Consider the following 16,046-nt stretch of genomic DNA (forward strand, 5'->3'; position numbering starts at 1 on the left):
CCGGGAGCGGCCGGCGGCGCGGGGTCGGGGGCCGCGTTCACGCGCCCAGCGGGCGCGGGCTGCCGGTCAGTGACCGGCCCTGGGCCCGGGCCGGGGGTCGCCACCGGCGCGGGGTCGGGCTCCGGGTTCCCGCGCCTCGCGGGCTCTGGCCGCGTGTCACGAACCGGCGCGGATTCGTCCTCCCGGTTCACCACCTGCGTGGGCTCCGGGCCCCTGCCGGCCACCGGCACGGGCCCGGGGTCCCGGTGCTGAAGGCTCTCCTCCCGTTCACCCGCCGGCGCGGGCCCGGAGTCCCGGCGCGCGGCCGGGGTGGGCCCGCCTTCCGGATTCACCACCCGGGTGGGCTCGGGCCCTTCCGCCGCCGGTGAGGGCCCGCCCCCGCTGTCCTCGGGCCGGTCGGCCCCCGGCACGCGGTCCGGGCCGGGGGACGGCGGGCCCTCTTCCGCCGGGCCGCGCCCTCCCTCGGGCGGGGTGGTCGTCGGGGTGCGTTCGGCGGCGAAGGTGCTCAGGCGGGCGCCGTCGCAGTACACCCAGCGCTCGTGTTCCCCGTCGTACAGCCACATCGACTCGCCGTCGACCACGACACCGATCCGGCGGCCCTGCGTACGGGCGCGGAAGGCCTCCCCGTCGAGTTGTCCGGACGCCAGTTCCTCGGCCGCCCCGCGGTACACGGAGAGGGCTTCCTCCATCCGGGCGAGCAGGGGACGCGGGTCGGCCGTGCGGGCGGGCGGGCCGGTCGCGGCGGGCGGTGCCTGCGGTACGCCGACGAGCAGGCGGCCGTCGACCCAGGCGGACCACCCGTTGGCGCAGACGACACGCCCCCAGTCGCCGAGGCGGTCGACGAGCTGGACGGGCAGCAGCGCGTCGAGCGGAACGGTGGGCCGGGACGGATCCGGTGTCTCCCAGGCGGGCAGCCCGTCCTGCGGGACGACGTGGGTGGGGCGGAAGGCGGGGCTCGTCATGGGCGCCTACTTCCGCATGACGGCGGGTTCGTGCCGGCGCAGCAGGCGGGCGACCAGGTAGCCGAAGAGGACGGAGAGTACGACGAGCATGCCCATGTTGAGCAGCCAGACGCCCGTCGAGTGCTTGAACAGCGGGTCGCTGGTCAGTTCGCCGGGGACGATCCGGGACAGGCCGATGGTACCGGCCATGGCGCCGAGGGCCCACCGGGAGGGGACCAGCCAGGAAAGCTGCTCGATGCCCGGCACGCCGTGCAGTTTCAGCAGCGCTCCGCAGAACACCACCTGGACGATGGCGAGCAGCACCAGCAGCGGCATCGTCACCTCCTCCTTGCGCACCAGGGCGGAGACGAGGAGGCCCAGCATCATCGCGGTGAAGGCGAGCAGGGCCACCGCCAGGGTGATCTCCACGAGGGGTGGCATGAGGACCCCTTCTCCGCCGGGCGCGTTGAGGTCGACGCCGAAGAGACCGACGAGGGTGAGGACGACGGCCTGGAGGACGGTGATGGTGCCGAGGACGACGACCTTGGACATCAGGTACGCCGATCTGGACAGGCCCACAGCCCGTTCTCGCTGGTAGATGACGCGTTCCTTGACCAGTTCGCGCACCGCGTTGGCCGCGCCGGTGAGGACTCCGCCGACGCACAGGATGAGCAGCGCGTTCATCGCCGTCTCCTGGGTCAGTTTGCCGCCGGCCAGGGCACGGGCCATGGCGCCCATCACGAAGGGCAGCGCGATCATGATGGCGAGGAACGTGCGGTCGGCGCCGAGCGCGGCGGCGTAGCGGCGGACCAGGGTGCGGAGCTGGGAGCCCCAGCTCTGCGCCTTGGGCGGCGGTCCGACCACGGCGGCGCCGGTGTCCTCGGCGCGCCGGGGCTGCGAGCTGGAGTTGTCGATGTACTGGCGGTGGAAGGGCGAGTCCCGGTAGTCGCCCGCCCAGTCCCGGTCGGTGTCGCGCTCGAAGGCCTCGAACGCCTCGGGCCACTGGCGGTAGCCGAAGAAGGCGAGGGTGTCGTCGGGCGGCCCGTAGTAGGCGACCTTGCCGCCGGGGGCGAGCACCAGGAGCCGGTCGCAGACGTCGAGGCTGAGGACGCTGTGGGTGACGACGATGACCGTGCGGCCGTCGTCGGCCAGGCCGCGCAGCATGTGCATCACGGAGCGGTCCATGCCGGGATCGAGGCCGGAGGTCGGCTCGTCCAGGAAGAGCAGGGAGGGCTTGGTCAGCAGTTCCAGGGCGACGCTGACGCGCTTGCGCTGGCCGCCGGACAGACTGTGGATGGGCTGGTCGGCCCGCTGTTCCAGGCCCAGTTCGCCGATCACCTCGTCCACCCGGGCCCGGCGTTCGGCCTTGGCGGTGTCCTGCGGGAAGCGCAGTTCGGCGGCGTAGCCGAGGGCCCGGCGGACGGTGAGCTGGGCGTGCAGGATGTCGTCCTGCGGGACGAGGCCGATGCGCTGGCGCAGTTCGGCGTAGTCGCGGTAGAGGTCGCGGCCGTCGTAGAGGACGGTGCCGTGGTCGGCGGGCCGCTGGCCGGTCAGGGCGTTCAGGAGGGTGGACTTGCCGGCGCCGCTCGGGCCGACGACCGCGAGGAGGCATTTCTCGCCGACGGGAAACGACACCTGGTCGAGGAGCGTCTTGCGGCCCCGGTCCACCTCGACGGTGAGGTCCTGCACGTCGAGGGAGACCTCGCCGCTGTCGACGTACTCCTGGAGTTCGTCGCCGACGAGGCAGAACGCGGAGTGTCCTATGCCCACGATGTCACCCGGAGTGACCGGGGCGCGGGTGACGGGCTGGCCGTTGAGGAAGGTGCCGTTGTGGCTGCCGAGGTCGGCGATCTCGTATGTGCCGTCGGGCCTGGCCAGTAGTTCGGCGTGGTTCCTGGAGACGATCAGGTCGTCCACGACGAGGTCGTTGTCGGCGCCGCGGCCGATCCGGATGGTGCGGGAAGGCAGCGGGCGGACGGTGGTGGGCTGCCGGAAGGTGCCGGTGGCGGCGGGCGCGGAGACCGCGGAGGGACGCTCGGCGGCGGGTGGCGGGCGGCCCACGAGGACGGCGCGCGGGCCGTCGGCGGGGCTGCCGAAGCGGATCACGCTGCCGGGTCCGACACCCCATTCGTGGATGCGCCGGCCGTCGGCGTAGGTGCCGTTGGTGCTGTTCTCGTCCTCCAGCGTCCAGTGGCCGGACTCGGGCCGCAGCACCGCGTGGTGCCAGGAGACCCGGACGTCGTCGATGACGACGTCGCACAGGGGATCGCGGCCGACGTGGTAGTCGTGGCCCGGGCTCATCACCGTCGAGCCCGTCTCGGTTTCGAGGACGAGCTCGGGTGCGGTCGCCGTGACCGGCCTCTCAGCCATGCCTGAATTCTAGCTATTCGCCCCCATACGCGCCTGATCTGCGTACGCGGCCTATCCGCGCGAGACCACCGGCGGGGCGGAGTCAGGCGGCGGAGACGCCGAGTGCGGCGGCGGTGCGGTGCATGCGCAGGGCGTCCACCGATTCGGCGAGGAGTTCGTATTCGGTGGTGTCGTCGTTGGTGGAGACGCGGACGAGTTTGCCGGCCGCCAACTCCTCTGCCACCAGCTTCTGTTGGGCCGTGTCACCGCACCAGGCGCGCAGCATGGCGGGCACGTCCGGGACGCTCTCCCCCACGGGCGCGATGGAGTTGGGCGGGAAGGCGGGGTCCTCGGGCTGCGGATCGAGCCGTTCGGCTATCCACGCGGCCCGGTCGCGCATCCACCACAGGGCGAGGGCCAGCGTGGGGGCGCGATAGGTGCCGAGGGGTACGCCGACACGTCGGCCGCCGCACACTCCGTACGCGGTGACGTGGCACAGGAATTCGTCGTGCACGATCTTCCCCCATAGGCGTCGCTCGTCGCCGGTCCGGCCTCGCTTTCCCTGCGGCTCGTGTGCACCGCACCGCGGTGGTGCGCGGGTGTGGCTGAATCACCCTGTTCATTGAGTATCGCCACTACTGACACTCTGTCACCATGTGATTCCAGCCAGTCTCTTGGCATATTCAGCGCGACGCGTGGCCGAAACGGCACCGGCGCTCTCCGGGCCGGTGCGGCGGCCTGTCGGCGGGCCATTACCCGCGGGGTAATCGACGCTGCGGGCACGGCCCGGCAGGCTGGTCGCATCGCCTCCCGGAGCGGCACGACGGCCCGGGACGCGGTTCCCGACCATGGATACGTCCCTCGATGGAGGCTGGTTCACCATGTCCGCGAACTCCGACCGTCCCGACCGCTACGAGACCGCCGTCACCCGCTACCTGGAGGCCTGGAACACCGGCGAGCCCGACGCGCTGGCGAAGGCGGTCGCCGCCGCCTGGACCCCGGACGGCCGCTACACCGACCCGCTCGCCGACGTCGGCGGGCACGAGCGGATCGCGGCCGTGATCGCCGCCGCGCACGAGCGGTTCCCCGGATTCACGTTCCGGCTGCTCGGCACGGTCGACGGCCACCACGACACGGCGCGCTTCGGCTGGGAACTGGTCGCCGACGCGGACGGCTCGGCGCCGGTCGCCGGCTTCGACGTCATCGTCCTGGACGAGGAGGACCGTATCCGCAGCGTGCACGGCTTCCTGGACCGCGTCCCGGCGTGAACCACGGCCGGGGCGGCACCCGTCGGGGTGCCGCCCCGGCCGCTCACGACGGTCGCGCGGGATGGCGCGGCCGGGGGCGTTCGCGCGGCGCGCCGACTCCCCCGGCCGCCCGGGCTACTGCTTGACCAGCTCGTCGATCCGCGCGAGTTCGTCCGCGCCGAACTCCAGGTTGCCGATGGCGGCGACGCTGTCCTCCAGCTGGCGCGGGCTGCTCGCGCCGATGAGGGCGGAGGTCACCCGGCCGCCGCGCAGCACCCAGGCGAGCGCGAGCTGCGCGAGCGACTGGCCCCGGGACGCGGCGATCTCGTTCAGGGCGCGCAGCCGGCCCGCCAGTTCCTCGGTGACCGTGTCCGCGCTCAGGAACGGGCTGTCGCTCGCGGCGCGCGAGTCCGCGGGGATGCCGTCGAGGTACCGGCCGGTGAGCAGGCCCTGCTCCAGCGGCGAGTAGGCGATGGACCCCACCTGGAGTTCGTCGAGCGTGTCGAGCAGGCCCTCGTCCTCGGGGCGGCGGTCGAGCATCGAGTAGCGGGGCTGGTGGATGAGCAGCGGGGTGCCCAGCTCGGCCAGGATGCGCGCGGCGTCCCGGGTCTGCTCGGCCGAGTAGTTGGAGATGCCGACGTACAGCGCCTTGCCCTGCTGGACCGCCGAGTGCAGGGCGCCCATCGTCTCCTCCAGGGGCGTCTCCGGGTCGGGGCGGTGCGAGTAGAAGATGTCGACGTAGTCCAGGCCGAGGCGGCCGAGGCTCTGGTCGAGCGAGGAGAGCAGGTACTTGCGCGAGCCCCATTCGCCGTACGGGCCGGGCCACATCAGGTAGCCGGCCTTCGTGGAGACGATCAGCTCGTCGCGGTGGTGCGTGAAGTCGGCCTTCAGCGCCTCGCCGAGGGCCGACTCGGCGGCTCCGGGCGGCGGGCCGTAGTTGTTCGCCAGGTCGAAGTGGGTGACGCCCAGGTCGAAGGCGCGGCGCAGGATCGCGCGCTGGGTCTCCGCCGGCCGGTCCGGGCCGAAGTTGTGCCAGAGGCCGAGCGACAGCGCGGGGAGCTTCAGACCGCTGCGTCCGGTGCGCCGGTAGGGCATGTCCGCGTAACGGTCGGGGTCGGGGGTGTACAACGCGCACTCCTGGAAGGCCGGGGAAAACAGGCCTCCACTCTCGCGCGCCCCCCGGGCATCGGTCCAACGGGAGGATCGGATGGGATTGAGCGACCCCGTCGCTCAATGCCCGCCGGTTGTGGCGCGGGGGTGTGGCCGAGGGAGCCGCAGGGGGGCTCGATGGGGCGGGGCTACGGCCCGGACCAGGGCGACCGGAACCTGCCCGGCAGGACGTCCGGAACCTGCCCGGCAGGACGCCCGGAACCTCCCCGGCAGGGCGGTCCCGCGAGCGGGCGGCCCCGGCGGGCCCCGGACGTTCGCAGCGGGCAAGAGAGACACCCCGGACAGGCCCGAGAGGGTGGCCCGGATCCGCCCGGTGCCCACCCGCACGCCCGTCTACCCTTGTGCCTCATGGAACTGCGCCACCTACAGCACTTCGTCGCCGTCGCCGAGGACCAGCACTTCACCCGGGCGGCCGAGCGGCTGATGGTGTCGCAGTCGGGGCTGTCGTCTTCCATCCGCGCGCTGGAGCGCGAACTCCAGGCGCCGCTGTTCGTTCGCACCACGCGCCGGGTCACCCTCACGGAGGCCGGGCGCGCGCTGCTGGTCGAGGCGGAGCGGATTCTCGCCCAGGTCCGCTCGGCGCACGACGCGGTGGCCGCCGTACAAGGCGTGCTGCGCGGCACCCTCTCGCTGGGCACCGAGCAGTGCATCGCCGGGGTGCACTGCGCCACGCTGCTCGCCGCGTTCCGGCGGCGTCATCCGGACGTCGAGATCCGGCTGCGGCAGGCCGGTTCCGAGGCGCTGGCCGACGAGGTCACGGCGGGCCGGCTCGACCTGGCGTTCGCGGTGCGGACCCGGGCCGACTCCGACCAGCTCCGGTCGGTGCCGCTGGCCGGCGAGCCGATGACCGTGTTGTGCCACCCGGACCACGGCCTCGCGTCGGCCGCCGTGGTGACGCCCGAGGAACTGGGCGGGGAGGACTTCGTCGACTTCCACCCGGACTGGGGGCCGCGGCGCACCACGGACGCGGCGTTCGCGGCGGCCGGGGTGCGGCGGACGGTGGCCCTGGAGGTCAACGACGTGCACAGCCTGCTGGAACTGGTCCACGAGGGCCTCGGAATCGCCGTCGTACCACGCCACTTCGGCCTCAAGCGGGAGGCCGAGGGGCTGACCTCCCTGCCGTTCAAGGGCACGTCCGAGACGTCTTACGAGACCGTGGCCATGCTGCCGCAGCCGGAGGCCACGAGCCCCGCCGCCCGCGCCCTCATGGCTCTGCTCGACGCCCCCGGTCAGCTCGACGCGCCGGGGCGGGGACACGGGAGCCGTACCTAGGAGAGGCGAGCGGGGGCCGGGAGGTACCCGGTTCCGGACGCAGGGGCGGGCCCGATGCGCGATGGTGGACGCATGCTTGCAAAGGACATCCTCATCGACGCGTTCGGCCGCATCCGGGAAGAAGTCCACGCCACCGTCGAGGGCCTCCCGCCGGAGGACCTCAACGCCCGGCCCGGCGAGAGCGCCAACTCGATCTCCTGGCTGGTGTGGCACCTGACCCGCGTCCAGGACGATCACGTCGCGGACGCCGCCGGCACCGAACAGGTCTGGCTCACCGACGACTGGTCGAAGCGGTTCGGGCTCGATCTGCCCCGCGCGGACACCGGCTACGGCCACACCGCCGCGAAGGTCGCCCGGGTACGGGTGGAGTCGGGCGACCTGCTGCTCGGCTATTACGACGCCGTCCACGAGCGGACCCTCGCGTTCATCGACGGCCTGGCCGCCAAGGACCTGGAGCGCGTCGTGGACGAGCGCTGGGACCCGGCGGTCACCCTCGGGGTGCGCCTGGTCAGCGTCCTGTCCGACGATCTCCAGCACATCGGACAGGCCGCCTACGTCCGCGGACTGGTTCAGCCGGCGTAACCCGGGAGCACCACGTCCTCGATGAGGGCCTTGCGCTCGTCGTAGGGGATGAACGCGCTCTTGACCGCGTTCACCGTGACCGTGCGCAGGTCCTCGATGCCCCAGCCCGCCTCCTCGACCAGCAGCGCCATCTCGCGGGTCATCGTCGTGCCCGACACCAGACGGTTGTCCGTGTTGAGGGTGACCCGGAAGCCCAGGTCGCGCAGGGCGGTGATGGGGTGCTCGGCGATGGACTTCGCCGCGCCGGTCTGGAGGTTGGAGGTCGGGCACATCTCCAGGGCGATCCGGCGGTCGCGGACCCAGCCCGCGAGCCGGCCGAGCTTGCCGTCCACGATGTCCTCGGTGATACGGACGCCGTGGCCGATGCGCTGGGCGCCGCACACCTGGAGGGCCTGGTGGATGCTGGGCAGTCCGTGCGCCTCACCGGCGTGGATGGTGAACGGGACGCTCTCGCGCCGCAGGTGCTCGAAGGCGTCCAGGTGGTCGGCCGGCGGGAAGCCGTCCTCGGCGCCCGCGATGTCGAAGCCGACGACCCCGGCGTCCCGGAACGCCACCGCCAGGTCGGCGGTCTCCCGGGTGCGGTCGAACATCCGCATCCCGCACAGCAGGGTGCCGACCCGCACAGGGGTGCCCGCGGCGGCGGCCTTCGCCATCCCCGCCGCGAGGCCCTCCTGCACGGCCTCGACCACCTCGGGCAGGGTCAGCCCGCCGTTCACCATCAGCTCGGGCGCGTAGCGCACCTCGGCGTAGACGACACCGTCCTCGGCGAGGTCGAGCACGTACTCCTCGGCGGTGCGCAGCAGCCCCTCGCGGGACTGCATCACGGCGAGGGTGTGCTCGAAGGTGGCTATGTAGCGCACCAGGTCACCGGAGTTGGCGGCCTCGTAGTACCACTCGGCGAGCGCCCGCGGGTCGGTGGTCGGCAGGGTGTGACCGACCGTCTCCGCGAGTTCGACCAGGGTGGCCGGGCGCAGACCGCCGTCGAGGTGGTCGTGCAGGACCGCCTTGGGCAGGCGGCGGATGGTGTCGATGTCGATGCGGGGCGCGGTCATGTGCGGGGTTCCTCGGCAGGTCGTTCGGAGCGGAAGAGCGGGAGAGCGGGAGAGCGGGAGGGTTAGGAGGATGTGCGGGGGGGGCGCGGAGACGCGAGGAGTCCGGGTCCTCGTGCGCGCCGGGGGGCCGGTCAGCCGGCGGGCTGGAGCAGGTCCCAGCGGTTGCCGTACAGGTCCTGGAAGACGGCGACCGAGCCGTACGGCTCGTGGCGGGGCTCCTCCAGGAAGGTCACGCCGGCGGCGAGCATCCGCGCGTGGTCCCGCTCGAAGTCGTCGGTGTGCAGGAAGAAGCCGACGCGGCCGCCCGTCTGGTCGCCGACCCGGGCGCGCTGGGCGTCGTTCTTGGCCCGGGCCAGCAGCAGCCCGGTCCCGTCTGCGCCGGCGCCCGGCTCTACGACGACCCAGCGGGAGCCGTCGGGCCGCGCCGAGTCCTCGGCCAGCCGGAAACCGAGGGCTTCGGTGTAGTGGCGGATCGCCTCGTCGTAGTCGTCCACGACGAGGGTGACCAGGGCGATACGGCGCATCGGACTCCTCCGGGGTTATACGTAACACGTAGGGTACGGCATCCCATGCGGTGCACCGGCGACAGTCCGGGGCGGTGAGGGGCGGCATCCCTGGGCATTCCTGGGCATCCCTCGGCATCCCTGCCGGCGACGGCCCCCGGCTCGTGCGAGACGGGGCGGGGCGGGGCAGGGCAGGGCGGAGGGCGATGGTGCGGGGCGGGGCGGGGCGGGGGACGGTGGTGCGGGTGCTCGTGGCAGGGTGGTGATCGACTCGGGGCCGGTCCGCCGCGCCCCGTCCGACGCCGTCCCCACGGGAGTTGAGTGACATGTCCGAGCTGCCGCAGCCGACCGGTTCCCCGGCCCACCAGAACGTGACGTTCCCCAGCGCGGGCGGCACCGCGCACGGCTATCTGGCGCTGCCGCCGGCGGGTCGTGGCCCGGGGGTGATCGTCATCCAGGAGTGGTGGGGTCTGACCGACCACATCGCCGACGTCACCGACCGCCTGGCCGCCGAGGGCTTCGTGGCGCTCGCGCCCGACCTGTACGGCGGGAACGTGGCGCACGACGGTGCCGAGGCGGCCCGGATGATGGGGGAGCTGCCGGTCGCGCGGGGCGTGGAACTGCTCTCCGGGGCCGTCGACCACCTGCTGGGGCTGCCCGAGGTCACCTCGGACACGGTGGCCTCGGTCGGCTTCTGCATGGGCGGCGGCTTCGTGCTCCAGCAGGCGGCGGCCGATCCGCGGGTGAGCGCGGCGGTGCCGTTCTACGGGGTGATCCAGGGTGAGCTGCCCGACTTCTCGGGGCTCGCCGCGCAGATCCTCGGCCACTACGGCGAACAGGACACGACCGTCCCCCCTGCGGAGCTGGACCGTCTCCGCGAGGTGATCGAGGCGCAGTCCGGCCTCGTCCCCGATCTGCGCGTCTATCCCGCCGGCCACGCCTTCTTCAACGACCGCCGGCCCACCTTCGAGCCGGAGTCGGCGCAGCGGGCGTGGGCGAGCACGGTGGCCTTCCTACACGAGCAGCTGGGCTGACACCGAGGCGACCCGGGCGGCCCCGGGCGACGACGGCTCCGGACGTACTTCTCCGGGACATCCTTTTCGCGCACGGGAGTTACCTGACGGTAATCGCCGGTGATTTGATGTGCGGCGCCACTCAAGCCCCCCTCACCCTCAGGGAGACCCAGTGCCGCACTTCTCACGGCGCCGCGCGCGGTGCGCTGCCGCCCTCGTCCTGTCGCTGACCGCCGCCGGACTCGCCGGGGCCACGCCCGCCTCGGCGGCCGGGGCGACGACACCCCCGATGAGGGTTCTGACGTACAACGTCTTCCTCATGAGCAAGAGCCTTTACCCCAACTGGGGTCAGGACCACCGTGCCGCCGAGATACCGAAGGCCTCGTTCTTCCGGGGGAACGACGTCGTGGTGCTGGAGGAGGCCTTCGACAACTCGGCTTCGGACGCGCTCAAGAGCGCCGCGTCGGCCGAATACCCGTACCAGACCCCGGTGGTGGGCCGCGCCAAGAGCGGCTGGGACGCGACGGGCGGGGCCTACTCGGCCACGACGCCCGAGGACGGCGGGGTCACCGTGCTGAGCAAGTGGCCGATCCTGCGCAAGGAGCAGTACGTCTACAAGGACGCGTGCGGCTCCGACTGGTGGTCCAACAAGGGCTTCGCGTATGTGGTGTTGAACGTGAACGGCACCAAGGTGCACGTGATCGGCACCCACGCGCAGTCGACGGACTCGGGCTGCGGCACGGGGGAGGCGGCGGCGATGCGCAGCCGCCAGTTCAAGGCGATCGACGCGTTCCTGGACGCCAAGAACATCCCGGCGGACGAACAGGTGCTGGTGGCCGGTGACATGAACGTGGACTCGCGGAGCGCGGAGTACGCCTCGATGCTCGCGGACGCCGACCTGGTGGGCGCGGACGCCCGCACCGGGCACCCGTACTCGTTCGACACCCAGCAGAACTCGATCGCCCTGGACCGCTACCCGAACGACCCCCGGGAGGATCTCGACCACGTCCTGCACCGGGCCGGTCACGCGCGTCCCGCCGCCTGGACGAACGAGGTCGTCAAGGAGCAGTGCGCGCCCTGGACGGTGTCGAGTTGGGGCACCAGCTACACGTACACGAACCTCTCGGACCACTACCCGCTGAGGTCCTACGCCGGCTGAGGTCCGGCCTCGGCCGGGTGTGCGGGCCGCCGTTCTCGTCTCGTGCCGACGTGCGCGCGTGGGCGGGGCGGGTGCGGGGGCCCGTTCTCAGGCCTCGGTGTGGGCCGCGTCGAGGCGGGCGAGTTCCGTGTCCGTCAGGCGCAGGGCGCCCGCCGCGATGTTCTCCCTCAGGTGGTCGGGGTTGCCCGTGCCGGGGATGGCGAGCACGTGCGGGCCGCGCCGCAGGGTCCAGGCGATCCGGATCTGCGCCGGGGTCGCGTCGTGTGCCTCGGCGACGGCGCGCACCTCGGCGTCGGTCGCGTCGCCCTTCGGCCCCAGCTCGCCGCCCTTGCCCGCGATGGCGTAGAACGGGACGAAGGCGATGCCGAGTTGGCCGCAGGCCCGCAGCAGGGCGTCGTTCTCCGGTGCGGTGCCGCCGAGTCCGTAGCGGTTCTGCACGGCGACCACCGGGGCGATGGCGCGGGCCTCTTCGAGGTGGGTGAGCCCGACGTCGGAGACGCCGAGATGGCGGATCAGTCCGGCCTCGCGCAGCTCGGCGAGGGCTCCGAAGTGCTCGGCGATGGAGTCCTGCCGCATGCGGCGCAGGTACACCAGGTCCAGGTGGTCGCGGCCGAGCTGGCGCAGGTTCTCCTCGACGTGGGCGCGCAGTTGGTCGGGGCGGGCCGCGGTGCCCCACTCCCCCGCGTAGTCCCGGAAGGGGCCGACCTTGGTGGCGATGACCAGGTCGTCGCCGTACGGGGCGAGGGCGGTGTTGATCAGTTCGTTCGCGGAGCGCAGCGTGGAGAAGTAGAAGGCGGCGGTGTCGATGTGGTCGACGCCCAGTTCAACCGCCGTCCGCAGCACGGCGATCGAGCGGTCGCGGTCGCTCGGCGTCCCGTGGTGGAAGGCGGCGCTGCCGGTCAGCCGCATCGCGCCGAAGCCGACGCGGTTGACGGTGAGATCGCCCAGTGTCCAGGTGCCCGCGGCGGCGGCGGTGATCGTTTCTGCGGTCATCGCGGCAGTCTCGCACACACCCCGGAGGGGGTTCAGGGGGTGCCGGGGCGGGCGATCCGCGCGGCGAAGGCGGCGATGTCGGCGACCACGCGTTCGGGCTGTTCCCAGTGGACGGGGTGGCCGGTGTTCTCGTAGGCGAGGAAGTCGGCTCCGTGCACCGCGTCCAGGAGGGTCTGCTGGTCGTCGCGGGTCAGGAAGCGGTCCTGTTCGCCCCAGATGACGAGGGTGGGGACCAGGATGCCGGCGAGGGTGGCGCCGAGATCGGCGTCGAGGAGACCGCGGCCGGTCTCCCGCCAGACGTGGGCGGGGACCTTGAGGCCTTCCTCGACCATCGTCTCGACGAAGCCCCGGGCGAGCGGAGTTGTCGTGCTCCCGGTGACGAACTCCTCGACGAACGCGCGGGGTACGGGATCGGTGAGGCCGTCGAGGGTCTGCCGCCAGGTGTCGGGCACGGGCTTGTCCGCGAGGGTTCCGGGGACGCCGAGCAGGACGAGTCCGGCGATGCGGTCGGGGTGGCTGCCCGCGACGAGGCGGGCGGGGATGCCGCCGGTGGACGCTCCCGCCAGTACGGCGCGCGGGATCTCGGCCGCGTCGAGGAAGGCGACCAGGTCGGCGGCGAAGTCGTCCGGGGTGTAGCCGTCCGGCGGGTGTTCGGCGTCGCCGTGGCCGCGCTGGGTGGGCGCGTACCCGTGCAGGGCGGGCGGAAGGCGGCGGAGCAGCGGCTCGAAGGACCACCAGGAGTCGGCCAGCCCGTGCACGAACACGACGGGCGTGCCGCTGGGGTAGCCGGCCTCGGCGTACGGAAGGGTCAGGCCCTCGCGCACCCGCGCGGACTTCAGGGAGATCACGGTCACGGCGCACTGCCTCCTTCCGCCCGGCCACCCGGGTCCGGGAACCCGGGAACGGAGAGCGGGCGGCGATCACCTCCGACACTACCGAGGGGCGGCGCGCCGCGCGCTGCGGGTGACCCGGCCGGGTGGGGGCCCTCGGGGATCGCCCGGCGGGTGAGGAGGAGGCGTCGAGCGGGCGGGGAGGAGCGACGAGCCCGGGTCCGCCATACAGACGAGCCCGGGTCCGCGATACAGGAGAAGCGATGAGCGCAGGTCCGCCGTACACAGGAGCGCGGGGATGGGGTTAGTGTGTCCGTCGTACCGGACACGGGGTGCCCCCTTCGAGGGCTGAGATCACACCCGTCGAACCTGAACCAGTTCGTACTGGCGGAGGGATGTCTTCCATGCCGATGGCGCATGTTTCCGACGGGCTGCCCGTCGACGGCCGGCCTGCCGTCTTCGACGGCTCCATGCCCGCCGCACCCGGCGATCTGCGGGTGGAGGGGCACGGCATCGAGCCGGTCCCCGAGAGCAACCGGTACGGCGGGCCCTCACGCCTGTTCACCGTGTGGTTCGCGCCGAACCTGACGATGACCGGGGTGTTCACCGGCACCATCGGCGTCGCGCTCGGCCTCGACTTCACCACCGCCCTCGTCGCGGTCGTCGTCGGGACGGTGCTCGGGGCGCTGCCGACCGCCTATCTCGGCACCTGGGGCGGCCTCACCGGGACCGGCCAACTCCCCCTCTCCCGGCTCGCGTTCGGCCGGGCGGTGGCGCTGCCGGGGCTGCTCCAGTGGCTGTCGTCGGTGGCCTGGGACGCGCTGATCGGGCTGTTCGGCGGGGACGCGCTGGCGCGGCTGTGCGGGTGGCCGTTCTGGGTCGGGGTGCTCGTGATGATGGCCGCGCAGGGGGCGCTCGGTGTCCTCGGCTACGAGGCCATCCACCGGCTCCAGATCGTCATGACCTTCGTGCTCGCCGTCGCGTTCGCCGTGATCGCCTGGCGGATGCTCGACGGGGTCCACCCCGCCGCGACGGGTTCCGCGGCCGGCTCGGACCGGGCGGGCGCCTTCGTGCTCACCAGCACCATCGCGCTCAGCCTCTCGCTGTCCTGGGCTCCGTACGCCAGTGACTTCAGCCGCTATCTGCCGCGCACCACCTCGCGTCCGCGGATGTTCTGGTGCACGCTGCTCGGCCTCGTCGTGTCGTTCGTCGCCGTGCAGGTCCTCGGGCTGTGGGGCGCGTCCGTGCTGACCGACCAGACGGCGGCTGGCGTAGAGGAGTTGCTCGGCGGCGGAGCGGCGGGCGCGTTCGGGCTGCTCGCCGTGGCGCTGGCGGCGGTGTGCAGCAACGCGATGAACGACTACAGCGGTTCGCTCGCGTTGCAGACCGTGGGCGTGCGCGTCCCGCGTCCGGTGGCCGCGGCCCTGGCCGCGGTGCTCGGTTTCCCGCTCGTGCTGTGGATGCACGCGGCCGACACCACGGCCCGCTTCCAGAACGTCCTGCTGTTCGTGGGCTATTGGATTCCCGGGTTCGTCGCGATCGTCGTCGTGGACTGGTTCGCGCGGGCCCGTGCCCGCGCCGGCGCGCCCGTCGACCTCGCTGTCGAGGCCGCCCGCCCGTTCCCGGCGTGGCCGTCCCTGCTGGCGTTCGTCGCGGCGTTCGGCGCGGCCGTCCCGTTCATGGACACCGGCCTGTACGTGGGTCCGGTGGCCGACGCCCTGCACGGCGCCGACCTGTCCTACTACGTGGCGTTCCTCGTCGCCCTCGCCCTCTACGCACCCCTGCGACTGGGCCGCCGCCGGGCCTAGACGCGCCGGCCGCAGGCCGCGCCGCCCCACCGGCCGCATGTCCTGCCGCTTCGGCGCTTCACCGTTCCGCCGCATCACCGCTCCGAGGACCGCCGAGCCCGTTGCCGTACTCCGAGAGGAACTTCAGGTATGACCCCGCCGCCCCGTGTCCTGACGATCGCCGGTTCCGATTCCGGTGGAGGCGCCGGGATCCAGGCCGACTTGAAGACGATGCTGGCGCTCGGCGCCCACGGGATGAGCGTGCTCACCGCGGTGACCGCGCAGAACTCCGTGGGGGTGCAAGGGGCTTGGGAGCTGCCGGAGGAGGCGGTGCGGGCCCAGTACCGCAGTGTCGTGGACGACATCGGTGTGCGGGCCGTGAAGACCGGCATGCTGTCGTCGCCCGCGCTCGTCACTACGGTCGCCGAACTCCTGGCGGACGTGGGCGCGCCGGTCGTCGTGGACCCGGTCAGCGTCTCCAAGCACGGGGACCGGCTGCTGGCCGACGACGCGCTCGACGCCGTACGGACCCGGCTGTTGCCGCGGGCGACCGTGGCCACCCCCAATCTCGACGAGGTCGCCCAGCTCACCGGCGTGAAGGTGACGGACGAGGAGGGCATGCGGCGGGCCGCCGACCGGCTGCTCGCCCACGGCCCGCGTTGGGTGCTGGTCAAAGGCGGCCATCTGCCGGGGCAGGCCGTCGACCTGCTGACCGACGGGACGGCGGAGCACTGGCTGCGCGCCCCCCGCCACGACAACCGGCATACGCATGGCACCGGTTGCACCCTCGCGTCGGCCGTTGCGGTGGGCCTGGCCGAGGGCCTGCCGGTCCCGGACGCCGTGCGGCGGGCCAAGGAGTACGTGACCGCGGCGATCGCGGCGGGCTTCGCGCTCGGGGCGGGGATCGGGCCGGTGGATCACGGGTGGGCGTTGCGCCGGGGCGTGTGAGGGGGGCGGGGCGGCAGGGGGGACGCCCTGCACCGGCTGGGCGCGGCGGGACTCCACTGAAACCCGTGCGCGTGGCAGCCTCCCCCTGGGCAGGGCAGGGCCGTCGCCCCCGTTATCTTCTTCGCGGTCCTGCAAGAGGGCCGCTGGCCTCCGGGCCCGGTATGACTGTTGCCCCCTGTCGAACAGATGACCTGGGGGGT

At 72.9% G+C, this 16,046-nt stretch carries 14 protein-coding genes, 1 pseudogene and 1 riboswitch; of the genes and pseudogenes, 7 read left to right on the forward strand and 8 right to left on the reverse strand.

Features of this window, described 5'->3' with window-relative positions; translation table 11 throughout:
- Positions 1-494: 494 nt before the first annotated feature.
- From AB0912_RS34780 to AB0912_RS34790, 3 genes and pseudogenes are all read right to left on the reverse strand, one after another.
- Positions 495-962, reverse strand: a pseudogene (locus tag AB0912_RS34780) (hypothetical protein); the annotation flags it as partial.
- A gap of 6 nt (positions 963-968) precedes the next feature.
- Positions 969-3,311 carry an FHA domain-containing protein gene (locus tag AB0912_RS34785; protein WP_366707117.1) on the reverse strand — a complete coding sequence of 781 codons (2,343 nt, stop codon included), beginning with the start codon at positions 3,309-3,311 and terminating at the stop codon, positions 969-971.
- Between the two features lie 82 nt (positions 3,312-3,393).
- Complete coding sequence (locus AB0912_RS34790) at positions 3,394-3,804, reverse strand: hypothetical protein (protein ID WP_366707119.1); 411 nt, start codon at positions 3,802-3,804, stop codon at positions 3,394-3,396.
- A gap of 367 nt (positions 3,805-4,171) precedes the next feature.
- Here AB0912_RS34790 and AB0912_RS34795 point away from each other — a divergent pair, with 367 nt between their 5' ends.
- A complete protein-coding gene (locus tag AB0912_RS34795) occupies positions 4,172-4,558 on the forward strand; it encodes a nuclear transport factor 2 family protein (RefSeq protein ID WP_366707121.1) in 387 nt (128 codons plus the stop codon).
- Positions 4,559-4,672: 114 nt separating this feature from the next.
- Here AB0912_RS34795 and mgrA read toward each other — a convergent pair whose 3' ends face one another.
- A complete protein-coding gene (mgrA, locus tag AB0912_RS34800; protein WP_366707123.1) occupies positions 4,673-5,665 on the reverse strand; it encodes an L-glyceraldehyde 3-phosphate reductase in 993 nt (330 codons plus the stop codon).
- A 390-nt stretch (positions 5,666-6,055) separates the two neighbouring features.
- Here mgrA and AB0912_RS34805 point away from each other — a divergent pair, with 390 nt between their 5' ends.
- Together AB0912_RS34805 and AB0912_RS34810 are read left to right on the forward strand one after the other, a co-directional pair.
- Entirely contained in the window at positions 6,056-6,979 is a 924-nt protein-coding gene (locus AB0912_RS34805) for a LysR family transcriptional regulator (protein ID WP_366707125.1), read from the forward strand.
- A gap of 72 nt (positions 6,980-7,051) precedes the next feature.
- Positions 7,052-7,561: a DUF664 domain-containing protein gene (locus tag AB0912_RS34810; protein WP_366707127.1), complete on the forward strand. Its 510-nt coding sequence runs from the start codon at positions 7,052-7,054 to the stop codon at positions 7,559-7,561.
- Here AB0912_RS34810 and AB0912_RS34815 read toward each other — a convergent pair.
- Complete coding sequence (locus AB0912_RS34815) at positions 7,549-8,613, reverse strand: adenosine deaminase (protein ID WP_366707129.1); 1,065 nt, start codon at positions 8,611-8,613, stop codon at positions 7,549-7,551. The genes AB0912_RS34810 and AB0912_RS34815 overlap by 13 nt on opposite strands.
- Before the next feature lie 131 nt (positions 8,614-8,744).
- Positions 8,745-9,137 (reverse strand): VOC family protein, encoded by a 393-nt coding sequence (locus AB0912_RS34820; RefSeq protein ID WP_366707131.1) that lies wholly within the window; start codon positions 9,135-9,137, stop codon positions 8,745-8,747.
- Between the two features lie 305 nt (positions 9,138-9,442).
- On the opposite strand from AB0912_RS34820, the gene AB0912_RS34825 reads away from it, so the two are divergent.
- Positions 9,443-10,150 (forward strand): dienelactone hydrolase family protein, encoded by a 708-nt coding sequence (locus AB0912_RS34825; protein WP_366707133.1) that lies wholly within the window; start codon positions 9,443-9,445, stop codon positions 10,148-10,150.
- Positions 10,151-10,301: 151 nt separating this feature from the next.
- On the forward strand, positions 10,302-11,288 hold the full coding sequence (gene sph / locus AB0912_RS34830) for a sphingomyelin phosphodiesterase (protein WP_366707135.1): 987 nt from the start codon (positions 10,302-10,304) through the stop codon (positions 11,286-11,288).
- Positions 11,289-11,375: 87 nt separating this feature from the next.
- Here sph and AB0912_RS34835 read toward each other — a convergent pair whose 3' ends face one another.
- Together AB0912_RS34835 and AB0912_RS34840 are read right to left on the reverse strand one after the other, a co-directional pair.
- Positions 11,376-12,281, reverse strand: a complete 906-nt coding sequence (locus AB0912_RS34835; protein WP_366707137.1) for an aldo/keto reductase — start codon at positions 12,279-12,281, stop codon at positions 11,376-11,378.
- 32 nt (positions 12,282-12,313) lie between these two features.
- Positions 12,314-13,135, reverse strand: coding sequence for an alpha/beta hydrolase (locus tag AB0912_RS34840; protein WP_366707140.1), 822 nt, complete (start codon positions 13,133-13,135; stop codon positions 12,314-12,316).
- 294 nt (positions 13,136-13,429) lie between these two features.
- Positions 13,430-13,524, forward strand: a riboswitch (TPP riboswitch).
- On the opposite strand from AB0912_RS34840, the gene AB0912_RS34845 reads away from it, so the two are divergent.
- Positions 13,516-14,919, forward strand: coding sequence for a cytosine permease (locus tag AB0912_RS34845; protein ID WP_366707142.1), 1,404 nt, complete (start codon positions 13,516-13,518; stop codon positions 14,917-14,919). It overlaps the preceding riboswitch by 9 nt.
- 129 nt (positions 14,920-15,048) lie before the next feature.
- Positions 15,049-15,846, forward strand: coding sequence for a bifunctional hydroxymethylpyrimidine kinase/phosphomethylpyrimidine kinase (gene thiD / locus AB0912_RS34850; RefSeq protein WP_366707144.1), 798 nt, complete (start codon positions 15,049-15,051; stop codon positions 15,844-15,846).
- The last annotated feature ends 200 nt before the right edge of the window (positions 15,847-16,046 follow it).

Source organism: Streptomyces sp. NPDC007084 (genome assembly GCF_040703595.1).
GTDB lineage: Bacteria > Actinomycetota > Actinomycetes > Streptomycetales > Streptomycetaceae > Streptomyces.